The sequence below is a fragment of the Streptomyces sp. NBC_00425 genome, from assembly GCF_036030735.1.
GTDB lineage: Bacteria > Actinomycetota > Actinomycetes > Streptomycetales > Streptomycetaceae > Streptomyces.
In genome coordinates this window covers 2,659,377-2,679,680 of the sequence record NZ_CP107928.1, presented here as the reverse complement: position 1 = coordinate 2,679,680, position 20,304 = coordinate 2,659,377, and the positions used below count along the sequence as shown (strand labels likewise).

Below are 20,304 nucleotides of genomic sequence, written 5' to 3'. Positions count from 1 at the left end.
CCGCCTCCTCACGCCCCCACAGCAGCCAGAGCCGGGGTCCGAGCTGTTTCGTAACGTTCCAGAAGCACCCGGGCCACCTCGGGCGCCGGGCCCAGCACGCCGGCCAGGACGTCCGCCTCGGTCGCTCCGCGCGCGATACGGTCCGGCAGGAACCCGGGGGCCAGGACGTACGGCGCGACGGCGACCCGCGCACACCCCAGCGCCCGCAGTTCGCGGACCGCGTCCTCGGTGCGCGGCAGAGAGGCGGAGGCGAACGCAGGCCGCACGGCACACCAACCGGTGCGCCGCCACTCCCGCGCGATATCTGCGATCACTGCGATCGCCTCCGGGTCGGAGGACCCCGCCGAGGCCAGCACGACCCCGGTCGAGGACTTGTCGGCGGGCGACAGCCCCGCCTCGTACAGCCGCCGGTCCAGCGCGGAGAGGAGCAACGGCGAGGGGCCGAGCACCTCGGCCTGCCTGATCCGCAACTGCGGCGGCGCGTCCCGCAGCACCGCCGGGACGTCCGCCTTCGCATGGAACGCGCGGGTCAGCAGCAGCGGCAGCGCCACGACGTCACGGACGCCGTCCGCCGCCAGCGATTCCAGCACCCCGTGCACGGACGGCACGTTGAAATCGAGGAAACCGGTCTCTACACGCAACCCGGGCCGCAGCGACCGCACCCGCCGCACCAGGGCGTGGACGGTCGCGGCATGCCGTGGATCACGGCTGCCGTGGGCGATGACCACCAGGGCGGGGAGAACCGGCTTCTTGTGCATGGGACGTCAGCTCTTCACCAGCAGGCCGCGGCTGCGCAGCACCCACCGCTCGAGCGGACTGAAGATCAGCAGGTCGATCGCGATGCCGACGAACAGGATGAGCAGGATCGCCTCGAAGACCATCGACATGTCACTGGCGTTGCGCCCGTTCTCCAGCAACTGTCCGAGACCGACGCCGAGGTCGGGGAACGAGGCGATGATCTCCGCCGCCATCAGCGAACGCCACGAGAACGCCCAGCCCTGCTTCAGACCCGCCACATACCCCGGCAACGCGGCCGGCAACGTGATGTACACGGTTCCCTTCAGCCCCGTCGCCCCCATCGTGCGGCCCGCCCGCAGGAACAGCGGCGACACCTGGTCGACCCCGGAGACCAGCCCGTTGGCGATGGACGGCACCGCGCCCAGCAGGATCACCGCGTACATCATCGAGTTGTTCAGACCCAGCCACAGCACCGCCGGCGGCACCCACGCCACCGACGGCAGCGACTGGAGGCCGGACAGGATCGGCCCGATCGCCGCCCGCACGAACTTCACCCGCGCCACCAGCAGACCCAGCGGGGTGCCGATCGTCAGGGCGAACGCGAAGCCGAGCAGTCCGCGGGAGACGCTCGTCCAGATGTAGCCGAGCAGCTCGCCCTGGAGCCATGCCTGGCGGAGCGTGTGCCAGACGTCCAGCGGGGACACCAGCTTGGTCGGGTCGTCGACCGTCTTGAAGGTGATCTGCCAGACGGCCAGCAGCAGCGCCGTCGCGACGACCGGCGGCAGGATCTTGTCGACGAAGGTCCGCCGCAAGGGCGTCCGCGCGGTGGGCGCGACGACGTCCAGCGCGTCGAGACCCGCCTCCACGCCGGCCAGCCCGGTGGCGTTCGCCTCCGTCGCCGTGCCCTCCGACACCGTCGGCCTCGTCCCGGTCGTCCCGCCCACGGTCGTCTTCGTTCCCGTCGTCTTCGTCTCAGTGCTGGCCATGACGGCGGATCTCCCCACGCAGGACTTCGGTGATCTCGAGGGACAGTTCCGCCACCGGGGCGTCCTCGATCCGGCGCGGCTGAGGGATGTCCACCGTCCACTCGCGCGCCACCCGGCCCGGCCGGGAGGACAGCAGGACGACGCGCTGTGCGAGCCGCACCGCCTCCCGCACGTTGTGCGTCACGAACAGGACGGACAGCCCCGTCTCCTCCCAGATCCGGGTGAGCTCGTCGTGCAGCACGTCCCGCGTGATGGCGTCCAGCGCCGCGAACGGCTCGTCCATCAGCAGGAGTTGGCTCTTCTGGGCCAGCGCGCGGGCCATCGCCACCCGCTGCCGCATACCGCCGGAAAGCTCGTGAACACGCTTTCCGTAAGCGCCCTTCAGCCGGACCAGCTCGAGCAGCTCCTCGGCCTTGCCGCGCCGCTCGGGCTTCGCGACCCCTCGCAGCTTCAGGGCGAGTTCGATGTTCTTGCCCGCGGTCAGCCACGGGAACAGCGCGTGCTCCTGGAACATCAGCGCCGGGCGGCCGTTCGTCGTGATGGACCCGACGGTGGGCCGGTCGAGGCCGGCCACCAGGTTCAGCAGGGTGGACTTGCCGCAGCCCGACGCCCCGAGCAGGGTGACGAACTCGCCGGGCGCGACGTCGAGGGTGATGTCGTCCAGGACGAGCTGCTGCCCGCCCGGACCCGCGAAGGACTTCGAGACGTGGTCGAGGCGTGCCGCGTACGTCACGGACTCGGTGGGCTCGGCGGCCTTGGCGAAGGTCGTGGCCATGGTCGTCACCTCCTGGGAACTCATCGGGACTTCGGTCGGTCGACACCCAGACCGGCGTCGTCGACAGCGGACTCGCCCTCGGCCTCGAGGACCTTGTTCAGGATCGTCAGGTCGTAGACGCCCTCGAGGTCGGGCTTTTCCAGCAGACCCGCGTCGACCGCGTGCGCCGCCTCGGCGCCGAGGGTGGCCGCCAGCGGGTCGTCGGTGAACCGGATAGACCGCCACGCCGGGTCCAGCACGTCGGCGGGCAGTGCCTTGCCGGAGTCCGTCTCCAGCTGCCTGTTCGCCGCGGCCTTCGCCTTCGCCGGGTTGGCGCCGATCCACCTGTTGGTCTCCACCGAGCCCTTCAGCACGGCCTCCACCACCTTCGGGTGCCGCTCGAGGAACTTCTGCGACACGATGACGTTCGTGATCACGAACTTCCTGTCGGGCCACAGCGACGCCTCGTCCAGCAGCACCTTGCCGCCCTCGGCGAGCAGCTTCGAGGCGGTCGGCTCCGGCACCCAGGCGCCGTCGACCGACCCCGACCGGAACGCGTCCGGCGTCACCTTGTTGTCGCTGCGGACGACGGTGACGTCACCCTTGCCGCTCTGCGCGTCCACCGTCCAGCCCTGCTTCGCGATCCAGTTCAGAAACGCCACATCCTGCGTGTTTCCGAGCTGAGGCGTCGCGATCCGCTTGCCCTTGACGTCCTCGAGCGAGGCGACCTTGTCCGGGTTCACCACCAGCTTCACCCCGCCGGACGCCGAACCCCCCACGATGCGCAGGCTCTTGCCGTGGGACTTGGCGTACCCGTTGATCGCCGGGGACGGACCGATCCAGCCGATGTCGAGAGAACCGGCGTTCAGCGCCTCGATCTCCGAGGGGCCCGCGTTGAACGTCGCGTACGACGCCTTGGTGGCGCCCAGTGCCTTCTGGAGGATGCCCTGCTCACGGCCGACCAGCGCGGTCGCATGCGTCAGGTTGCCGAAGTAACCGATCCGCACGGAGTCGAGCCCGTCGATCTTCTGCGCCCCGGCGGCGACCCGCTCGTCGGCGTTGCCGTCCTTGGCCTGCGAACCGTAGCCGCAGGCCGCGAGGGCGAGCAGGGGCAGGGCCGCTAGGGCCGCGACGCCGCGGCGAAGCCGTGACGTGGGGAGACTGGCAGGCACCGGGAGGGGTTCCTCTCGTCGGCCCGGCGGTCACGGTCTCTCAGGTCGTGGCCGGGAGCTCGGCAAAGGGTTCTCGTCGTTTCCACGACGGCGGGCGGGGCGGTCGGGCGCGCAGGCGGTGCGCGTACGTCAGCCCGCACATCGCGCGACTCCGCCCTGCCCGCTGCCGAGGGCGCCGCTGCCGATCCGGCCGCCCTCCTTCGCGAACGTCGCGTAGACGTCGGTCGCGGCCACGGTCAGAAGTCCCAGCCGTCGTCGTCGGCGGCGTCCTTGACCGGCTCCGGCGACGCGAACGACTCGCCGACCATGCCCGCGGTGAGCGTCGTGCCGTCGGCGGGGTCGATCAGGATGAACGAGCCGGTACGGCGCGAGTCGGCGTAGGAATCCACCGGCAGCGGTTGTGCCGTGCGGATCTTCACCCGGCCGATGTCGTTGGCGACGAGCTGTCCCGGGTGCGGGTGCAGGGACAGGTCGTCGAGCGTGAGACGGGACGGAATGTCCTTCACGATCGCCTTGACGGTGCGGGTGCCGTGCTTGATCAGCACCCGGTGCCCGACGGTCAGCGGCTGGTCGGCGACATGGCACACGGTCGCCTCGACGTCCTGGGTGGTGGCCGGCGCGTCCTTGGTGGGCACGATCAGGTCGCCGCGCGAGACGTCGACGTCGTCCGCGAGCAGCACGGTCACCGACTGCGTCGTCCACGCCACGTCCACCGGCTCGCCCAGCAGGTCGATGCCGGAGATCGTCGACGTGCGACCGGACGGCAGCACGGTCACCGCCTCGCCGACCCGGAAGGTGCCCGCCGCGATCTGGCCCGCGTAGCCCCGGTAGTCCGGGTGCTCGGCGGTCTGCGGCCGGATCACGTACTGGACGGGCAGCCGGGCGTGGCAGTGCGCGAGGTCGTGACTGACCGGAACCTTTTCCAGGTGTTCCAGGAACGTCGGGCCGCCGTACCAGTCCATGTTGGCCGACGGGTCCACCACGTTGTCGCCGGCCAGCGCCGAGATCGGGATCGCGGTCACCTCGGGCACGCCCAGCTCGCTCGCGTACGCCGTGAACTCCTCGGCGATCGCCGCGAACACCGGCTCCCGGTAGTCGACCAGGTCCATCTTGTTGACGGCGAGCACGACGTGCGGAACCCGGAGCAGGGCCGCGATGGCCGCGTGCCGGCGGGTCTGCTCGACGACGCCGTTGCGGGCGTCGACCAGGATCACCGTCAGCTCCGCAGTGGAGGCGCCCGTCACCATGTTGCGGGTGTACTGCACATGGCCCGGCGTGTCGGCCAGGATGAACCGCCGCCTGGGCGTGGCGAAGTAGCGGTAGGCCACGTCGATGGTGATGCCCTGCTCGCGCTCGGCGCGCAGCCCGTCGGTGAGGAGCGCCAGGTCGGGCGCTTCCTGCCCGCGGCTCGCCGAGGCGCGCTCGACGGCCTCCAGCTGGTCGCTCAGGATCGACTTGGAGTCGTGCAGCAGCCGGCCCACCAGGGTGGACTTGCCGTCGTCGACGGAGCCCGCGGTGGCGAACCGCAACAGGGTCGTGGCCGAGAGTTCCTCGGCGGTGATGGTGCTCATGCTTAGAAGTACCCCTCGCGCTTGCGGTCTTCCATCGCGGCCTCGGACATCTTGTCGTCGGCGCGGGTCGCGCCGCGCTCGGTCAGCCGGGAGGCGGCGATCTCGGCGATGACGTCGTCCAGCGTCACGGCGTCGGAGTCGACGGCACCGGTGCAGGACATGTCACCGACGGTGCGGTAACGCACGAGACGCTTTTCGACGGTTTCCCCGTCCTTGGGGCCGCCCCACTCGCCGGCGGTCAGCCACATGCCGGCCCGCCGGAACACCTCCCGCTCGTGCGCGAAGTAGATCTCCGGCAGTTCGATGCCCTCGCGGGCGATGTACTGCCAGACGTCCAGCTCGGTCCAGTTGGAGAGCGGGAAGACCCGGACGTGCTCGCCGGGGGCGTGGCGGCCGTTATACAGGTTCCACAGCTCGGGCCGCTGGCGGCGCGGGTCCCACTGCGAGAACTCGTCGCGCAGGGAGAACACGCGCTCCTTGGCGCGCGCCTTCTCCTCGTCGCGCCGGCCCCCGCCGAAGACCGCGTCGAACCTCTCGGCCTGGATCTTCTCCGTGAGCGGCAGCGTCTGGAGCGGGTTACGGGTCCCGTCCGGACGCTCCCGGAGCGCTCCGCGGTCGATGTACTCCTGCACGGAGGCCACATGGAGGCGCAGCCCGTGCTCGGCTACCACCCGGTCGCGGTACTCCAGGACCTCGGGGAAGTTGTGCCCGGTGTCCACGTGCAGCAGCGAGAAGGGGACGGCGGCCGGGGCGAACGCCTTCAGCGCCAGGTGCAGCATGACGATGGAGTCCTTGCCGCCGGAGAACAGGATCACCGGCCGCTCGAACTCACCCGCCACCTCACGGAAGATGTGCACCGCCTCGGACTCCAGCGAGTCCAGATGGCTGAGGGTGTACGGGCTGACCGTGCCCTCCTCGGTCTCGGCGACGGTCGTCGTCATGCCAGTCCCCTCTCGCTGAGCAGGGCGTACACCGACGCCGCGGACTCCTGCACGGTCTGGTCCTGGGACTCGATCCGCAGATCGGGCGACTCGGGCGCCTCGTAGGGGTCGTCGACCCCGGTGAGCCCGGTCAGCTCGCCCGCGGCCTGCTTGGCGTACAGGCCCTTCACGTCGCGGACCGAGCACACGTCGACCGGAGTCGCCACGTGCACCTCCAGGTAACCGGTTGCGCTCTCCTGGTGCCGCTTGCGCACGGCCTCACGGCTGTCCGCGTACGGCGCGATCACCGGGACGAGCACCTTGACTCCGTTACGGGCCAGCAGTTCGGCCAGGAAACCGATGCGCTGCACATTGGTGTGCCGGTCCTCACGGCTGAAACCGAGGCCCGCGGAGATGAACTCGCGGATCTCGTCGCCGTCGAGCACCTCTACGAGGTGGCCCTCCTCGCGCAGCCGGCCGGCCAGCTCGTACGCGATGGTGGTCTTGCCGGCACTCGGCAGACCCGTGAGCCAGACGGTGGCTCCGGTCGTCACGTGGTTCTCCCGGTTGGTAGGGGGATGGGGGGCGTTGCCGTGGGCGGCGCTGTTCGTGGAGGTCGCGGTCATGGCGGTCAGCCGTGCAGTCCGCACTCGGTCTTCCCGCGTCCGGCCCAGCGCCCGGCGCGCGCGTCCTCGCCCTCGAGGACCCGGCGGGTGCACGGGGCGCAGCCGACGGACGCGTAGCCGTCCATCAGAAGGGGGTTGGAGAGTACGCCGTGCTCCGTGATGTAGGCGTCGACGTCGGCCTGCGTCCAGCGGGCGATCGGCGAGATCTTGACCTTCTGCCGCTTCTCGTCCCAGCCGACGACCGCGGTGTTCGCCCGGGTCGGCGACTCGTCGCGCCGCAGGCCGGTGGCCCAGGCGCGGTACCCGCGGAGCCCCTCCTCCAACGGCTGCACCTTGCGCAGCTTGCAGCACAGGTCCGGATCGCGGTCGTGCAGCTTCGGCCCGAACTCGGCGTCCTGCTCGGTGACCGTCTGACGCGGGGTGAGCGTGATGACGTTGACGTCCATCACGGCCTCGACCGCGTCCCGGGTGCCGATGGTCTCGGGGAAGTGGTAACCGGTGTCGAGGAACACCACGTCCACGCCCTTGAGGACGCGGGACGCGAGGTGGGCGACCACGGCGTCCTCCATGGAGGAGGTCACACAGAACTGCCGGCCGAAGGTGTCCACCGCCCACTGCAGGATCTCGAGCGCCGAGGCGTCCTCGAGGTCGCGGCCCGCCTGCTCGGCCAGCGCCTTCAACTCGTCGGTGGTACGGCCTTCCTGAAGCGTCGTCATATCCGGTCCCCTCCCGTTTCGGTGCGCTGAACCCCCCGGGACAGCAGCCCGAGGAACTTCAGCTGGAATGCGCGATTGCACGCCGCGCATTCCCAGGCGCCGTGACCGCCCTCCAGGGCCTCGCTCGGACGCAGGTCCTCGTCGCCGCAGTAGGGGCAGTAGAAAGGGGCGGCCCGCTCGCTCATGAAAGGGCCTCCTCGCTGGCGCGCGAGGCCCAGGCGGCGAACCGCTCGCCGTCCTCGCGCTCTTCCTGGAACCGCTTGAGAACGCGTTCCACGTAGTCCGGCAGCTCGTCCGAGGTGACCTTCAGACCGCGGACCTTGCGGCCGAAACCGGCTTCGAGTCCGAGCGCGCCGCCCAGGTGCACCTGGTAGCCCTCGACCTGCTCGCCCCGTTCGTCGAGGACGAGCTGGCCCTTGAGACCGATGTCCGCGACCTGGATGCGGGCGCAGGCGTTCGGGCAGCCGTTGAGATTGATGGTGAGGGGCTCGTCGAAGTCCGGCAGGCGGCGCTCCAGCTCGTCGATCAGCTGGGAGCCGCGCTGCTTGGTCTCGACGATGGCCAGCTTGCAGAACTCGATGCCGGTGCACGCCATGGTGCCGCGCCGGAAGGTCGAGGGTCGGGCGGTCAGGTCCAGCGCCTCCAGGCCCTCGACGAGCGAGGCGACCTGCGCCTCCTCGACATCGAGGACGATCATCTTCTGCTCGACGGTGGTCCGGACGCGGCCCGAGCCGTGCGCCTCCGCGAGCTCCGCGATCTTCGTCAGGGTGGTGCCGTCCACCCGGCCGACACGTGGTGCGAAACCGACGTAGAAACGGCCGTCCTTCTGCCGGTGCACGCCGACGTGGTCGCGCCACCGGCCCACCGGCTGGTCCGGGGCCGGGCCGTCGACCAGCTTGCGCTGCAGGTACTCGTCCTCCAGCACCTGACGGAACTTCTCCGGTCCCCAGTCCGCGACCAGGAACTTCAGCCGGGCGCGGGTGCGCAGCCGCCGGTAACCGTAGTCACGGAAGATCGACAGCACGCCCTCGTAGACGTCCGGGACCTCGTCCAGCGGCACCCAGGCGCCCAGCCGCACGCCCAGCTTGGGGTTGGTGGACAGCCCGCCGCCGACCCACAGGTCGAAGCCCGGCCCGTGCTCGGGGTGGCGGACGCCGACGAACGCGACGTCGTTGATCTCGTGGACCACGTCCAGCACGGGGGAGCCCGAGATCGCCGTCTTGAATTTCCGCGGCAGGTTCGAGTACGCCTTGTTGCCGAGGACGCGGCGCTTGATCTCCTCCAGCGCCGGGGTGCCGTCGATGATCTCGTCCTCGGAGATGCCGGCGACGGGGGAGCCGATCATCACACGGGGGGTGTCGCCGCACGCGGTGACCGTGGACAGGCCCACCGCCTCCAGACGGTTCCAGATCTCGGGCACGTCCTCGATGCGGATCCAGTGGTACTGCACGTTCTGCCGGTCGGTGATGTCGGCGGTGCCTCGCGCGAACTCCTGCGAGATCTCGCCGACGACCCTCAGCTGCTGCGTGGTCAGCGCACCGCCGTCGATGCGCACGCGCAGCATGAAGTACTTGTCGTCCAGCTCCTCCGGCTCCAGGATCGCGGTCTTGCCGCCGTCGATCCCGGGCTTGCGCTGGGTGTACAGACCCCACCAGCGCATCCGGCCGCGAAGATCATTGGGGTCGATCGAGTCGAAGCCCCGCTTGGAGTAGATCGTCTCAATGCGTGTCCGCACATTGAGACCGTCGTCGTCCTTCTTGAACTGCTCGTTGCCGTTGAGCGGGGTGTGGTGCCCCGCGGCCCACTGGCCCTCGCCGCGGTGACGGCTCACCTTGCGGCGGGGAGTCGCGGCTGCAGGCTTCTGCGGGGTGGCGGCCATGGTTGATACGTCCTTCGGGACAGCAGCGGAAGGTGTCGGCGCGCAGCGCCGTCCGGCGGTGGTCGGGTGACGGGCGAGAGGCTCCGACCTGCGCGTACGGGCGCACAGGAGCCGTGCGCCTCGTTGCGCAGGCGGGAGGCTGTACTCAGATGTCGGGCGGAGCTGCGGCTCGTCAGCGCGCCGAACAGATGGCGCTGGACATGCGGCCGAGGTCGACGTGCCGCCGACTCACCAAGGCAATTCCAGTTCCGGACATGACGAAAGCGTGTCACGGCGATCTGGACACAGTCCAGCTTCGTCCGCGATGCGGACACCCTTGTCCCGGAATGCGAGACAAGGGTGTCATCTGTCACACGACGTGCGAGGTCTCTTGTCCGCGCAGGTCACCACGGGTAGGGGAAAGCGGTTCAGACGGGGAACGCGCCCGGCCAGGGGCCCGGCGCCGACACCTCTGCCTGTTCCTCGACCTTCGTGTCGAAAAGCGTGAAACCGCGCCGCTGATAGTTCTCCATCGCGTGCTCGCCGTCCAGGCTGCAGGTGTGCAACCACACCCGCTTGGTCTGCGGCAGCCCCGGCCAGCGGTCGGTCAGATCCCACGCCCGGGCGGCGCCGTACGACAGCAGGTGCCCGCCGATCCGCCGACCACGGAAGGCCGGCAGCAAACCGAAGTACACGATTTCGACGACCCCGTCGTCCTGCGGCTCCAGCTCTGCGTACCCGGCCGGCGTGCCCCGCTCGTAGGCGACCCACGTCTCGACCCCGGGACGCTCCAGGTGCTCCCGCCACTGCGCGTGTGTCCAGCGCAGCCGGTCGATCCAGCGAATGTCCCCGCCGACGGACGCGTACAGGAAACGGCTGAACTCGGGGGAGGGGACCTCGGAGCGGACGATCCGGACGTCGCCCTCGGGCGCGGCGGCCGGGAGGAGGTCGCCGGGATCGGTCTGCTCCAGAGACCAGGTGGTCACGGGGATGTTCGTCATGCCCGTCAGGGAATCATCACTGCGACATTCTGTCGATCGAGGCGAGCGGCAGCGCGAAGAGGGACCGGCCCGACTGCGTCCAGACCTCGCCGGTCGCCGCCCAGTAGGACAGGGACTCCGTCTGCGTGCTCCAACAGCTGTGCCGGTCCGCCGCGCCGCACACCGCTGCGCCCGAGCCGCCGTCCCCGCCGGCCGTGCTGCGTGCGTCGTCCGTCCCGCCGGGGCTCTGCCGCCACAGCGTCCCGTGGTCGTCGTCGTGCGGGCCGGCGGCGCGGGTCACGTACCACTGCGCGTCGTAGGAGAGCACGCCGCGCACCCCCGTGACCTTCGTCGAGTAGGCCTCGGACGCCGTCACCCGCCCGTTCGGACCGGCGGAGAGCAGACCCGCGTGGCCGGCCGCGGTGCTGAACGGGTAGCGCCACAGACGGGCGCCGCGGTCGCCGTCGTCGAGCGTCCACTCCCCGGCGACCAGACTGTCCGGCGCGGTGCTGCGGTCGAGGGACACGGTCGAGGGACGCGGTGCGCCGGGGCCGCCGCTCAGCTCGTAGGAGCCGACGGCCGGCAGCACGAACCCGTACCCGTGCGCCGACCAGCCGCCCGGCACCCGGCCCACCGCGTCGGCGGCGACCGTGGCGCGCTGCACGCGGTTCATGTCGTACACATACAGCGCGGACCGGTCCCCGTCGTCGGCGGTGACCAGCAGCTTGTCCTGGTACCAGACCATGCCGGAGACGTGCGAGACCAGCCCGCGATAGTCCCGGCCGCCGTCCACGGGGACGGCGAGCAGGGCCCAGGTGTAGGAGAGGTGGCCGAGATCGGCGGCGTTCACGAAGCCGACCCGGGCCAGGCCCCGGTCCGCCGCCGCGCCGCCGCTGCGCGACCAGCCGGAGAGGATCACCCGGTTCGAGCCCCACACGCCGTCGTCGTCCGCGTCCCCCGACGTGGTGACCGCGCCCGGCCGCCAGCCGGCCGTGTCGTCGGTGTTCCAGCAGTACGCGCGCGTGGCCGTGGGAGCGACCGGCAGGGCCCGGCGCTCTGCGGGCGAGCAGTCGACGGCGTCCCGCAGGGTGCGGTCGGCGCCGTCCAGCACCGCGCTGACGCCGACCGGGCGGCCCATCCCGGCCGCGAGCCGGTCCAGGGAGGCCTGCGGCACCATGTTCTCCGTCAGCCGCAGCTCAGCGACCTCGGACGCCGCGGAGAGCGGTTTCAGGTCCCCCGGGCCGTCGTGGGTGACCGTCGCCTGGGAAGCACTGATCACGGTGGCGGCAGCGGTGAGGGCGAGAGCGGTTCCGGACAGAAACGCCCGCAGTGCCCTGCCGCGCCTGCGCCGGCGGTGTCGGCCGCGCTGTCTCATTCGCCCTCCCGAGGCGGGCCAACTGCGCCTGATGATCCATACGTTGACAGAGGAGCAGGTGGGGTGACCCGTAGAGGGATGCTACGGCAGTCAGCCGCCCCGGAGGACGAAGTCCGCGCAAATATGCGGAAGGCGCTATCGAAAAAAGCGGATGAGTCATCGTTTTCACGGTGACGGCGTTCTGTTTCTGACCACCGCCGGCGCGGTCGAATGGGGCAACAGCCCCCCGGGTTCCGCAGGCAGAAGCACGTCGACCTCGGCGTCCTCGCAGAAACGATACGGCCGGTGTTCCAGAAACGCCCCCAGGTAACGCCGCACGCGGGACATCTCCGCCCGCACCGTCACCGTGCGGTCCGAGTCGCCGAACATGTCCAGCGCGAGCTCCGCAGCACTGCGCCCACCGCGCTGCGCCGCCAGCAGATACAGCAATTCCGCATGCCGGGGACTGAGTTCGTGCGACCACGAGCCCGCGTCCCCCGACACCGTCACCGACCAGCGCCGAGCTCTGGTCAGGTCCAGCACGATCCGGCTCGCACCGCTCGACGGCCGTCCGGCCGCCTCGTCCACCGACCGCACCAGCCAACCCCCGGCCAGCGGCTCGAGGGTGCACAGACCGAGCGTCGGCAGCCACCGACGCCCCGGGGACGGCGACTTGGCGAGCGCGATCCGGCTCGTGTACGGCATTCCGGTCACCGCGGCCGTCCAGCCCTCGCCGTCCACGGCCGCGGCCCGGCCGCCGATCCGGGCCAGCGCCGGCGCCGCCACCGCGCGCAACCGCTCCAGCGAACCGAGGTGCCTCTCGCGCAGCCTGGACTCGGCGAGCTTCGCCACCGAGTCGACCCACGCCAGGGTGGCCGGGTGCATCGTCTCCAGCGGCCCGCTGACGTCGACGACACCCAGCAGCCGGCCGTTGCGCGGGTCCGTGATCGGCGCGCCCGCGCAGGTCCAGGCGGCGTGCGAGCGGACGAAATGCTCGGCGGCGAACACCTGGACGGGCCGGCGCACCACCGCCGGCGTGCCCACGCCGTTGGTGCCCACCACCGCCTCGCCCCAGTCCGCGCCCAGCTCGAAGCCGAGCCCGTCGGCCTTGCGCAGCACCGGGCCACAGCCCTCGCGCCACAGCACCCGGCCCTCCCCGTCGGCCACCACCATGATGTGGTGAGCGACGTCCGCGACCGACAGCAACCCCTCCCTCAACACCGGCAGCACCTCGCGCAGCGGCGACTCCTCGCGCCGCCGCCGCACCTCGTCGGCGCTGAGCAGCCCCGCCCGGACATCACGCTCCGGATCGACGCCACTGCGCAGCAGGCGTTCCCAGGACTGCTCGATCACCGGACGCGGCGCGACGCGCACCCGCCGGCCGGCCAGCCGGGCGTCACGGACCTGGTTGAGCACCCGCGCCGCCCGCGCGGCGTCGACGGCCGCGAGCTGCGGCACGTTCATCGGTGGCATCGCCACTGGGCCTCCCGGGCTGGACACAGGCTGAGAAACAGATGTCAAGCGCCTGCGCCGACTGTTTCCGGTCTTACTGGGACCCCCATCTTGCCGTCCGCCCGTGACGGAGGGGCACACTCCGGTCACAACCACCGAGAAGTTGCAACCCCCTGCAACCCTGGTGAACGTCCACAGGCTGTTTGAAACTTGAGCCACGTCGTCCCGAGCGGCGATTCTGGCCTCGCAGGGCCATTGCGGCGGGGGTGGTGCCGTGTCGGCGCAGCACCACCCCCGCTTCCTGTTTCCACGGTTTCCTCAAAGGCGCGAGGCCGGGGCAGACCGGGACGTCACTCCCCGGGAGCGGCCCGCTCGACGAGCGCCGCCAGGTCCAGGCTGTGCGGCAACGTCCCGAAGCCGGCGCCCCCGTCCCCGCCCAGCCGCGAGGCGCAGAACGCGTCCGCCACGGCGGGCGGCGCGAAACGCACCAGCAGCGACCCCTGGAGCACCAGAGCGAACCGCTCGGCCAGCCGCCGGGCCCGCCCCTCGACCCCGTCCAGATCGGCCAGGTCCGTCAACAGGTCCTTGATCGCGCCGTCCAGCCGATGGTCGGCCCCCCGCGCCCGGCCCACCTCGTGGAGGTAGGCGTTCAACGCCTGCGGCTCCCGCTGCAGCGCCCGCAGCACGTCCAGCGCCTGGACGTTGCCCGCGCCCTCCCAGATCGCGTTCAGCGGCGACTCCCGCACCAGCCGGGGCATCCCCGACTCCTCTACGTAACCGTTTCCGCCAAGGCATTCCGACGCCTCCACCGCCACCGGAGCGCAGCGCTTGGTCACCCAGTACTTGGCCGCCGGAACGGCGATCCGGAGAAACGCCCGCTCCTGCTCGCTCCCGTCGTCGCAGGCCGCCGCGAGCCGCAGCGCGAGCGTGGTCGCGGCCTCCGACTCCAGCGCCAGATCCGCCAGCACATTGCGCATCAACGGCTTGTCCACGAGCTTTCCGCCGAACGCCGCACGATGCGAACAGTGGTGGACCGCCTGCGCCACCGCCTGCCGCATCAGCCCCGCCGACCCCAGCACACAGTCCAGCCGGGTCGCCGCCACCATGCCGATGATGGTCCGCACCCCGCGCCCCTCCTCGCCGACCCGGCGTGCCCACGTCCCCTCGAACTCGACCTCGGCGGAGGCATTGGACCGGTTGCCCAGTTTGTCCTTCAGTCGCTGGAGGCGAAAAACGTTCCGGGAACCGTCTTCGAGAACGCGCGGAACGAGGAAACACGTCAGCCCGCCGTCGCCGCCGCCGGGGGCCGTCCGCGCCAGCACGAGGAAACCGTCCGACATCGGCGCCGAACAGAACCACTTGTGGCCCGTCAGCTCGTACGCACCGGCCTCGGCGAGTGGAGTGGCGACCGTCGTGATCGCCCGGACGTCGCTGCCGCCCTGTTTCTCCGTCATCCCCATGCCGAACAACGCACCGGCTTTCAACCCGGCCGGCCGCAGCGCGCGGTCGTAGACGGTGGACGTCAGCCGGGGCTCCCACTCGGCGGCCAGCCCCGGATCGGTGCGCAGCGCGGGCACCGCCGCGTGTGTCATGGACAGCGGGCAGCAGTTGCCCGCGTCGACCTGCGTCCACACCAGGAACCCCGCCGCCCGCCGCACATGCCCGCCCGGCCGCCCCCAGGCACCGGTCAGCCCGGCCCCCACACCCTTGCCGAGCAGCCGATGCCACGCCGGGTGAAATTCGACCTCGTCGATCCGGTGCCCGTGACGGTCGTACGCACGAAGTTTCGGAGGATGGACGTCCGCCTGCGCCGCCCATTCCTGCACCTGTGCGGACCCCGCCGCCCGCCCGAGGGCCGACAACTCGCCGCGCACCTCGTCGAGCAGACCCGGATCCAGGTGCCGTTCCACGGCCGCCACCAGCACCTGGTCTGCGCCGTAGACGTCGTATCCGGTCAGGGGCGGGGGCTGGTTGGTCACCGTGTGCGTGCTGCCTGCCATGGCCCGAACCTACCCCCGGGTACCGCGGTCATGACCGTCAGCGGCCCGCGCGCCGCTCCCCGACCCGGTGAAGAGGCCTTGCCGGGGGTGAGTGCAGCCCCGAACGGCGGATACCTTTAGGACGTGCAGCCAGCAAGTCAGTCACCCGAGCAACCCGGGAGCCCCGCAGGGCGTCTCCACCGGGCGCGTGCCCTTTACCGGAACGTCTCCAAGCGGCGGACCGCCTGGCTGCTGTTGAAGGACACCGTCAACTCCTGCATCGAGTACCGCATCCTCGGTCTCGCTGCGGAAGCCGCTTTCTTCACGTTGCTCTCGGTGCCTCCGCTGCTTCTCAGCCTCATCGGCCTGCTCGGCTACGTCGACGACTGGACCGGCACCGACACCATCACCAGCCTGGAGGCCAACCTCCTCGACGCCTCCCGGACGGTCCTGTCGGACAAGGGCGTGCGGCAGATCGCGCAGCCGATCCTCGACGACGTGATGACCGGCGGTCGCCCCGACGTCATCTCCATCGGTTTCCTGTTCGCGCTGTGGTCCGGCTCGCGCGCGGTGAACGTCTTCATCGACACCATCACCGTCATGTACGGCCTCGACGGCGTCCGCGGCATCGTCAAGACCCGGCTGGTCGCCTTTCTGCTGTTCGTCGGAGCCCTGCTGATCGGCTCGGTCGCGCTGCCGCTGATGGTCGCAGGACCGGACGCGGTGGTCCGCATCGTCCCCTGGTCGACGACCGTCGTGCAGGTCCTGTACTGGCCGGTCGTGATCGTCCTGTCCATCGCGTTCCTGACCACGCTGTACCACGTCTCCGTGCCCGTCCGGTCGCCGTGGATCGAGGACGTCCCCGGCGCCCTCGTCGCCCTCGCCATGTGGGTGCTCGGCAGTTTCCTGCTGCGCATCTACCTCACGAGCACCATCGAGGGCGCCACCATCTACGGCTCCCTCGCCGCCGCCGTCGCCGTGCTGCTGTGGATCGGCGTGTCCGCGTTCGCGGTGCTGGTGGGCGCCGCCGTCAACGCCGCCATCGACCGGGTCTGGCCGGCCGCCGCGACCGCCGCCGCCCGCGCAGCCAACGAGCGGCTGCGCCAGGAGGAGGCCGCGGAGTACGTCGCGCGGATGGCCGTGGCCCGCTCCTACGAGGACGACGACCCGGACGATCCCGACATGCCCTCCGAGTTCCCCGAGCGCTGGTCCCGCTTCCTCCCCCCGGAAGACGTGACGGGACGTTTCCGGAGCCACGTGAAGAGCGCCGCGAAGGGAAACGGCGTGAACGGCGTGAACGGCGCGAGCAGGGGAAACGACGGCAACGACGCGGACTGTGCGAGCGGCGGAAACAGCGTGAACACCGGAAACAGCGTGAGCCTCGGAAACAGCGGGAACGCGGGGGACAGCGGCATCCGCGGCAACGACGGAAACAGCGGAGTCAGGGGAACCGGCGGAAACGCTGAGGAACAGCCTCCCGGACGGTGACACCACGAGAAAAAACGGTGACACCAGGAGACAAGCACTACGACTTCCACACGCCTGTTTCTGCCGCCTCCCTCGCGAACTCCGCGAAGTCGCGCGGCTCGCGGCCGAGCACCTCGCGGACGCCCGCCGAGAGGCAGGCGTTGCGTCCGTCCAGCAGCGACTCGAACAGCTCCACCAGGAACGCCGCTTCCCCCGGCGGGACCCCGAAACCGGCCAACCGTTCGCCGTACTGACGCGCGGACACCGGCGTGTACGTGAGCTCGCGTCCGACCGCGCGCCCGACCTCCGCAACCGTTTCCCGAAACGTCAGCAGCCGCGGCCCCGACACCTCCAGCGTTCGCCCCACGTACCGACTGCCTTCCGTAAGCGCCTTCACCACCACATCCGCGACGTCCCGCAGGTCGACGAACGGCTCCTGGACCTCCCCGCCCGGAAACACCAGCTCCCCGCTGTCCCGCAGCCCTTCCACCAGCGGCCCCTCACTGAAGTTCTGCGCGAACCACGCGGCCCGCACGACGGTCCAGTCCGCGCCCGACGTCCGCAGCGCCTCCTCGGTCGGCAGCGCCCGCTCCTCGCCCCGAGACGACAGCAGCACCAGCCGCCGCACCCCCAGCGCGACGGCCTCCCGGGCCAGCCTTCCGACAGCGTCGGCGGCCCCCGGGGCGCCCACGTCCGTCGGGTACACCACATACGCGGCGTCGGCGCCCCGAAGAACGTCCACCCACGTGGAGGCGTCGTACCAGTCGAATCCGTCGGCCCGGGAGGCGGTCCGCACGCCCAACCCCGCCGCCGCGGCGGCCCGCGCCACTCGTCCGCCCGTACGACCGGACGCCCCGGTCACCACCACCGTCATGCTCCGAGCCGTGCTCCCGGCCGCGTTCCCAACCGTGTCGTGTGCCGCGTTCCGGGCCATGTCGTGCGCCGTGTCGTGTGTCATGGCACCAGTCAACCGGCGTGCGTCGCACGGTCCCATCGCTGAACCGCTCGTTCCCATAAGCGCGCGTCTACGCTGGCGGCATGGACGCACTCGCAGGCCTTCTGGAGGGTCCACGCGCGCGTGGCGCACTCATGATCCGCGCGTGCTTCGATCCGCCGTGGAGCGTGCGGGTCGAGGACCGGGCCCCGCTGACGGTGATGCTCATGGTGCGCGGCGACGGCTGGGTCGCGCCGGACGAGGGGGACGCCGTCCGACTGCGCGCCGGCGATCTCGCCATCGCCCGCGGCCCGGCCCCGTACACCTGCGCCGACGCCCCGGACACGCCCCCGCAGGCTCTGATCCTCCCGGGCGGACAGTGCGCCTATCCCGACGGACGCCTCCTCAACGGCTCCATGGACCTGGGCGTGCGCACCTGGGGAGACCGCCTCGACGGCTCCACGGTCGTCCTCATTGGCACCTACCTGATGCAGGGCGAGATCAGTGGCCGGCTGCTCGACGCGCTGCCGCCGCTGCTCTCCCTCACCACCGACGTCTGGCAGTGCCCGCTCACCCCGCTGCTCATGCAGGAGATCACCCGCGACGAACCCGGCCAGGAGGTGGTCCTCGACCGCATGCTGGACCTTCTCGTGATCGCGGCGCTGCGGGCCTGGTTCTCCCGCCCGGAAGCGGCCGCCCCGGCCTGGTACCAGGCGCTGGCCGACCCGGTCGTGGGGCGCGTCCTGCGCCTCGTCCAGGACGACCCCGCCCACCCCTGGACCGTCGCCTCCCTCGCGGCGAAGGCCGGCGTCTCCCGGGCAGCCCTGGCCCGTCGCTTCACCGATCTGGTCGGCGAACCCCCGATGACCTACCTCGCCGGCTGGCGCCTCGCTCTCGCCGCCGACCGACTGCGCGACAGCGAGGACACCATCGGCGCGATCGCCCGCCAGATCGGTTACGGAAGCGCGTTCTCCCTGTCCAGCGCCTTCAAGCGGGTGTACGGCGTCAGTCCTCAGGAACACCGGACGAGGGCGGTCCAGGGGCAGGTCGCAGGGGGAGGCGCGGTCGGGTGACGATGACGAAGCCGGCCCTGCCTGCGGCGTAGGCTGGCAAGCGTGTACGAGGAACGGGCCTCCCGGCTGGCCGGGGCGGTGGTGTGGACCAACACGCCGTCGGCCTCGTCCCCGGCGTTTCCCGTGTTGCCCGACGGCTGCATGGACCTGCTGTACAGCGAGGGCAGGCTGCTGGTCGCAGGACCGGACACCCGGGCGCACATCCCCGACGGCCCACCGGTGCCCTGGTGGGGCATCCGCTTCTTTCCGGGCGCCGCGCCCCCCTTCCTCGGCGTACCGGCTCACGAACTGCGCGACCGGCGTGTGGAGTTGGCAGACCTGTGGCCGATGCCCGAGGTGCGGCGACTGACCGACCGGATCACCACCGCGGACCGACCGGCGACGGCGCTGGAGTCGCTGGCCCTGGAACGGGCGGCTCCGCCCGACCCGGAACTGCGCCGTCTCGTCGCCGTCCTCGCCGCAGGTCGCGCGGTGGCCGCGACTGCCGATGAACTCGGCATCGGAGCACGCCAGTTGCACCGTCGTTCGCTCGCTGCCTTCGGCTATGGGCCCAAGACGCTGGCCCGGATCCTGCGTATGCAACGTGCTCTCGGGCTGGCCCGCGGGGGCACGACCTTCGTGGACACGGCTGCCCGCACCGGATACGCCGACCAAGCCCATCTGGCCCGGGAGGTGAGGGAGTTCACGGGCTCCACGCTGGGAGACCTGCTCCTGCACCGGCGCCCGCCTGTCGCATCGCCGCAGACCGGCCCTGCACCTGCGGAGCATCGGGCACGGTCGGCCGAACCGCTGGGCGACCCATCCGATCGCGCATATTGATCCGGCGGGACGGGTCCCTGGTCCGGCGGGACGGGTCCCTGGTCCGGCAGGACGGGCCCCTGGTCCTGTGGGGCCGACCCTGGGCCGGGGGGCGGGTGCGGTGGATCAGTAGGCGTGGTTCCGGTGGGCCGACAGGGACGGTGCTCTGTGTTCCGGCCCGACGGGTCCGGTGAGTCGCCCGGCGTGGCGGCGCGATCGAGAGTCCGGGACTACTGCTCCAGCGGAGCGAAGAGGTCGACGCCGTTGCCGTCAGGGTCGTGCAGGACGGCATACCGCTGACCCCAGAAGGCGTTCCAGGGCTTCAGCGCGCCCGGGTGACCGGCGGCCACCAGTTCCTCGTACACCGTGTCGACGTCCTCCGGTGTGTCACAGCGCAGCGCGAGCGAGGCCCGGCTGCCGCCTGACGGTGCTCGCCACTCCGGATGGAACGAACGGACCGTGCTTTCTGTGTCCAGCAGCAGCCGCAGCCCACCCGGCAGTTCGGCCTCGGCGTGCGGCTGCTCCTCCGAGCCTTCGGGGAAGAGGAACCCCAGTCGGCGGTAGAAGGTGACGGAGGCGGCCATGTCGGAGACGACCAGGCCGATGGCATCGAATCGTGGACTCATGAGGCCACGGTAGGCACGGTCGCCGCAAGCGGTCTTGAAAGAAACGGACACGACACAGGGGGCCCGTCAGAACAGGAACATCAGAATGGGCACGTGATACGTCTTCGGCAGTTGAGCAAGGGCCAGTTGAGCAAGGGCCAGTTGAGCAAGGGCCAGTTGGGCAAGGGCCAGTTGGGCGGGGTGAGGTGGTCGGCGGCCCTGTTCCAGCCCGCCTCCGCGGTCTGATGTCCCGCCGGGCTTTCTCGCCGGCGTCGGCGAGGGCGTCGATCGGGCGGGAGACCGTCGGGTCGGAAGCGACCG

21 protein-coding genes are annotated in these 20,304 nt (G+C 71.0%); 4 read left to right on the top strand and 17 right to left on the bottom strand.

Annotated features, from left to right (window positions below):
- Nucleotides 1-8: 8 nt before the first annotated feature.
- From OHS82_RS11180 to OHS82_RS11115, 15 genes are all read right to left on the bottom strand, one after another.
- Nucleotides 9-758: a sirohydrochlorin chelatase gene (locus OHS82_RS11180; protein WP_057575892.1), complete on the bottom strand. Its 750-nt coding sequence runs from the start codon at nucleotides 756-758 to the stop codon at nucleotides 9-11.
- Nucleotides 759-764: 6 nt separating this feature from the next.
- Nucleotides 765-1,724, bottom strand: coding sequence for an ABC transporter permease (locus tag OHS82_RS11175; protein WP_328433794.1), 960 nt, complete (start codon nucleotides 1,722-1,724; stop codon nucleotides 765-767).
- Nucleotides 1,711-2,523 carry an ABC transporter ATP-binding protein gene (locus OHS82_RS11170; protein ID WP_057575895.1) on the bottom strand — a complete coding sequence of 271 codons (813 nt, stop codon included), beginning with the start codon at nucleotides 2,521-2,523 and terminating at the stop codon, nucleotides 1,711-1,713. The genes OHS82_RS11175 and OHS82_RS11170 overlap by 14 nt, the downstream gene beginning before the upstream one ends.
- A complete protein-coding gene (locus OHS82_RS11165; RefSeq protein ID WP_328433793.1) occupies nucleotides 2,520-3,650 on the bottom strand; it encodes an aliphatic sulfonate ABC transporter substrate-binding protein in 1,131 nt (376 codons plus the stop codon). The genes OHS82_RS11170 and OHS82_RS11165 overlap by 4 nt, the downstream gene beginning before the upstream one ends.
- A gap of 236 nt (nucleotides 3,651-3,886) precedes the next feature.
- A complete protein-coding gene (locus OHS82_RS11160) occupies nucleotides 3,887-5,221 on the bottom strand; it encodes a sulfate adenylyltransferase subunit 1 (protein WP_057575901.1) in 1,335 nt (444 codons plus the stop codon).
- Between the two features lie 2 nt (nucleotides 5,222-5,223).
- The gene (cysD, locus tag OHS82_RS11155; protein ID WP_057575903.1) at nucleotides 5,224-6,162 is read right to left on the bottom strand and encodes a sulfate adenylyltransferase subunit CysD; all 939 of its coding nucleotides are present in this window, start codon (nucleotides 6,160-6,162) and stop codon (nucleotides 5,224-5,226) included.
- Nucleotides 6,159-6,767 carry an adenylyl-sulfate kinase gene (cysC, locus tag OHS82_RS11150; RefSeq protein WP_057576232.1) on the bottom strand — a complete coding sequence of 203 codons (609 nt, stop codon included), beginning with the start codon at nucleotides 6,765-6,767 and terminating at the stop codon, nucleotides 6,159-6,161. Before cysC ends, cysD begins: the two co-directional genes overlap by 4 nt.
- Before the next feature lie 5 nt (nucleotides 6,768-6,772).
- Nucleotides 6,773-7,483 carry a phosphoadenylyl-sulfate reductase gene (locus OHS82_RS11145; protein WP_328433792.1) on the bottom strand — a complete coding sequence of 237 codons (711 nt, stop codon included), beginning with the start codon at nucleotides 7,481-7,483 and terminating at the stop codon, nucleotides 6,773-6,775.
- The gene (locus OHS82_RS11140) at nucleotides 7,480-7,668 is read right to left on the bottom strand and encodes a hypothetical protein (RefSeq protein ID WP_057575907.1); all 189 of its coding nucleotides are present in this window, start codon (nucleotides 7,666-7,668) and stop codon (nucleotides 7,480-7,482) included. The genes OHS82_RS11145 and OHS82_RS11140 overlap by 4 nt, the downstream gene beginning before the upstream one ends.
- Nucleotides 7,665-9,362 carry a nitrite/sulfite reductase gene (locus tag OHS82_RS11135; RefSeq protein WP_057575909.1) on the bottom strand — a complete coding sequence of 566 codons (1,698 nt, stop codon included), beginning with the start codon at nucleotides 9,360-9,362 and terminating at the stop codon, nucleotides 7,665-7,667. Before OHS82_RS11135 ends, OHS82_RS11140 begins: the two co-directional genes overlap by 4 nt.
- 172 nt (nucleotides 9,363-9,534) lie before the next feature.
- Nucleotides 9,535-9,618 carry a putative leader peptide gene (locus OHS82_RS43505; protein ID WP_351188065.1) on the bottom strand — a complete coding sequence of 28 codons (84 nt, stop codon included), beginning with the start codon at nucleotides 9,616-9,618 and terminating at the stop codon, nucleotides 9,535-9,537.
- A gap of 151 nt (nucleotides 9,619-9,769) precedes the next feature.
- Entirely contained in the window at nucleotides 9,770-10,342 is a 573-nt protein-coding gene (locus OHS82_RS11130; RefSeq protein ID WP_057575912.1) for a GNAT family N-acetyltransferase, read from the bottom strand.
- Between the two features lie 16 nt (nucleotides 10,343-10,358).
- Nucleotides 10,359-11,696 carry a hypothetical protein gene (locus OHS82_RS11125; RefSeq protein WP_328433791.1) on the bottom strand — a complete coding sequence of 446 codons (1,338 nt, stop codon included), beginning with the start codon at nucleotides 11,694-11,696 and terminating at the stop codon, nucleotides 10,359-10,361.
- A 165-nt stretch (nucleotides 11,697-11,861) separates the two neighbouring features.
- Nucleotides 11,862-13,148 carry a GAF domain-containing protein gene (locus OHS82_RS11120; protein WP_328436052.1) on the bottom strand — a complete coding sequence of 429 codons (1,287 nt, stop codon included), beginning with the start codon at nucleotides 13,146-13,148 and terminating at the stop codon, nucleotides 11,862-11,864.
- Between the two features lie 329 nt (nucleotides 13,149-13,477).
- On the bottom strand, nucleotides 13,478-15,127 hold the full coding sequence (locus OHS82_RS11115) for an acyl-CoA dehydrogenase family protein (RefSeq protein ID WP_057575916.1): 1,650 nt from the start codon (nucleotides 15,125-15,127) through the stop codon (nucleotides 13,478-13,480).
- A gap of 123 nt (nucleotides 15,128-15,250) precedes the next feature.
- On the opposite strand from OHS82_RS11115, the gene OHS82_RS11110 reads away from it, so the two are divergent.
- Nucleotides 15,251-16,594, top strand: coding sequence for a YihY/virulence factor BrkB family protein (locus tag OHS82_RS11110; RefSeq protein ID WP_242433007.1), 1,344 nt, complete (start codon nucleotides 15,251-15,253; stop codon nucleotides 16,592-16,594).
- Nucleotides 16,595-16,631: 37 nt separating this feature from the next.
- On the opposite strand, the gene OHS82_RS11105 is transcribed toward OHS82_RS11110, so the two are convergent.
- Nucleotides 16,632-17,507: an NmrA family NAD(P)-binding protein gene (locus OHS82_RS11105; RefSeq protein WP_057576235.1), complete on the bottom strand. Its 876-nt coding sequence runs from the start codon at nucleotides 17,505-17,507 to the stop codon at nucleotides 16,632-16,634.
- 104 nt (nucleotides 17,508-17,611) lie between these two features.
- Between OHS82_RS11105 and OHS82_RS11100 the strand changes: the two genes are divergently transcribed.
- A complete protein-coding gene (locus OHS82_RS11100; RefSeq protein WP_057575918.1) occupies nucleotides 17,612-18,580 on the top strand; it encodes an AraC family transcriptional regulator in 969 nt (322 codons plus the stop codon).
- Nucleotides 18,581-18,622: 42 nt separating this feature from the next.
- Entirely contained in the window at nucleotides 18,623-19,399 is a 777-nt protein-coding gene (locus OHS82_RS11095; protein ID WP_079041033.1) for a helix-turn-helix domain-containing protein, read from the top strand.
- A gap of 209 nt (nucleotides 19,400-19,608) precedes the next feature.
- Here OHS82_RS11095 and OHS82_RS11090 read toward each other — a convergent pair whose 3' ends face one another.
- Entirely contained in the window at nucleotides 19,609-20,004 is a 396-nt protein-coding gene (locus OHS82_RS11090) for a VOC family protein (protein ID WP_057575920.1), read from the bottom strand.
- Between the two features lie 93 nt (nucleotides 20,005-20,097).
- On the opposite strand from OHS82_RS11090, the gene OHS82_RS11085 reads away from it, so the two are divergent.
- The gene (locus OHS82_RS11085) at nucleotides 20,098-20,229 is read left to right on the top strand and encodes a hypothetical protein (RefSeq protein WP_328433790.1); all 132 of its coding nucleotides are present in this window, start codon (nucleotides 20,098-20,100) and stop codon (nucleotides 20,227-20,229) included.
- Nucleotides 20,230-20,304: the final 75 nt, after the last annotated feature.

What these genes read in the sequence shown, in the direction of transcription:
- OHS82_RS11180 (WP_057575892.1), bottom strand. Translation starts at nt 758, where the DNA reads ATGCACAAGAAGCCGGTTCTCCCCGCCCTGGTGGTCATCGCCCACGGC.
- OHS82_RS11175 (WP_328433794.1), bottom strand. Translation starts at nt 1,724, where the DNA reads ATGGCCAGCACTGAGACGAAGACGACGGGAACGAAGACGACCGTGGGC.
- OHS82_RS11170 (WP_057575895.1), bottom strand. Translation starts at nt 2,523, where the DNA reads ATGAGTTCCCAGGAGGTGACGACCATGGCCACGACCTTCGCCAAGGCC.
- OHS82_RS11160 (WP_057575901.1), bottom strand. Translation starts at nt 5,221, where the DNA reads ATGAGCACCATCACCGCCGAGGAACTCTCGGCCACGACCCTGTTGCGG.
- cysD (WP_057575903.1), bottom strand. Translation starts at nt 6,162, where the DNA reads ATGACGACGACCGTCGCCGAGACCGAGGAGGGCACGGTCAGCCCGTAC.
- cysC (WP_057576232.1), bottom strand. Translation starts at nt 6,767, where the DNA reads ATGACCGCGACCTCCACGAACAGCGCCGCCCACGGCAACGCCCCCCAT.
- OHS82_RS11145 (WP_328433792.1), bottom strand. Translation starts at nt 7,483, where the DNA reads ATGACGACGCTTCAGGAAGGCCGTACCACCGACGAGTTGAAGGCGCTG.
- OHS82_RS11140 (WP_057575907.1), bottom strand. Translation starts at nt 7,668, where the DNA reads ATGAGCGAGCGGGCCGCCCCTTTCTACTGCCCCTACTGCGGCGACGAG.
- OHS82_RS11135 (WP_057575909.1), bottom strand. Translation starts at nt 9,362, where the DNA reads ATGGCCGCCACCCCGCAGAAGCCTGCAGCCGCGACTCCCCGCCGCAAG.
- OHS82_RS43505 (WP_351188065.1), bottom strand. Translation starts at nt 9,618, where the DNA reads ATGTCCGGAACTGGAATTGCCTTGGTGAGTCGGCGGCACGTCGACCTC.
- OHS82_RS11130 (WP_057575912.1), bottom strand. Translation starts at nt 10,342, where the DNA reads ATGACGAACATCCCCGTGACCACCTGGTCTCTGGAGCAGACCGATCCC.
- OHS82_RS11125 (WP_328433791.1), bottom strand. Translation starts at nt 11,696, where the DNA reads ATGAGACAGCGCGGCCGACACCGCCGGCGCAGGCGCGGCAGGGCACTG.
- OHS82_RS11120 (WP_328436052.1), bottom strand. Translation starts at nt 13,148, where the DNA reads ATGCCACCGATGAACGTGCCGCAGCTCGCGGCCGTCGACGCCGCGCGG.
- OHS82_RS11115 (WP_057575916.1), bottom strand. Translation starts at nt 15,127, where the DNA reads ATGGCAGGCAGCACGCACACGGTGACCAACCAGCCCCCGCCCCTGACC.
- OHS82_RS11105 (WP_057576235.1), bottom strand. Translation starts at nt 17,507, where the DNA reads ATGGCCCGGAACGCGGCACACGACACGGTTGGGAACGCGGCCGGGAGC.
- OHS82_RS11100 (WP_057575918.1), top strand. Translation starts at nt 17,612, where the DNA reads ATGGACGCACTCGCAGGCCTTCTGGAGGGTCCACGCGCGCGTGGCGCA.
- OHS82_RS11090 (WP_057575920.1), bottom strand. Translation starts at nt 20,004, where the DNA reads ATGAGTCCACGATTCGATGCCATCGGCCTGGTCGTCTCCGACATGGCC.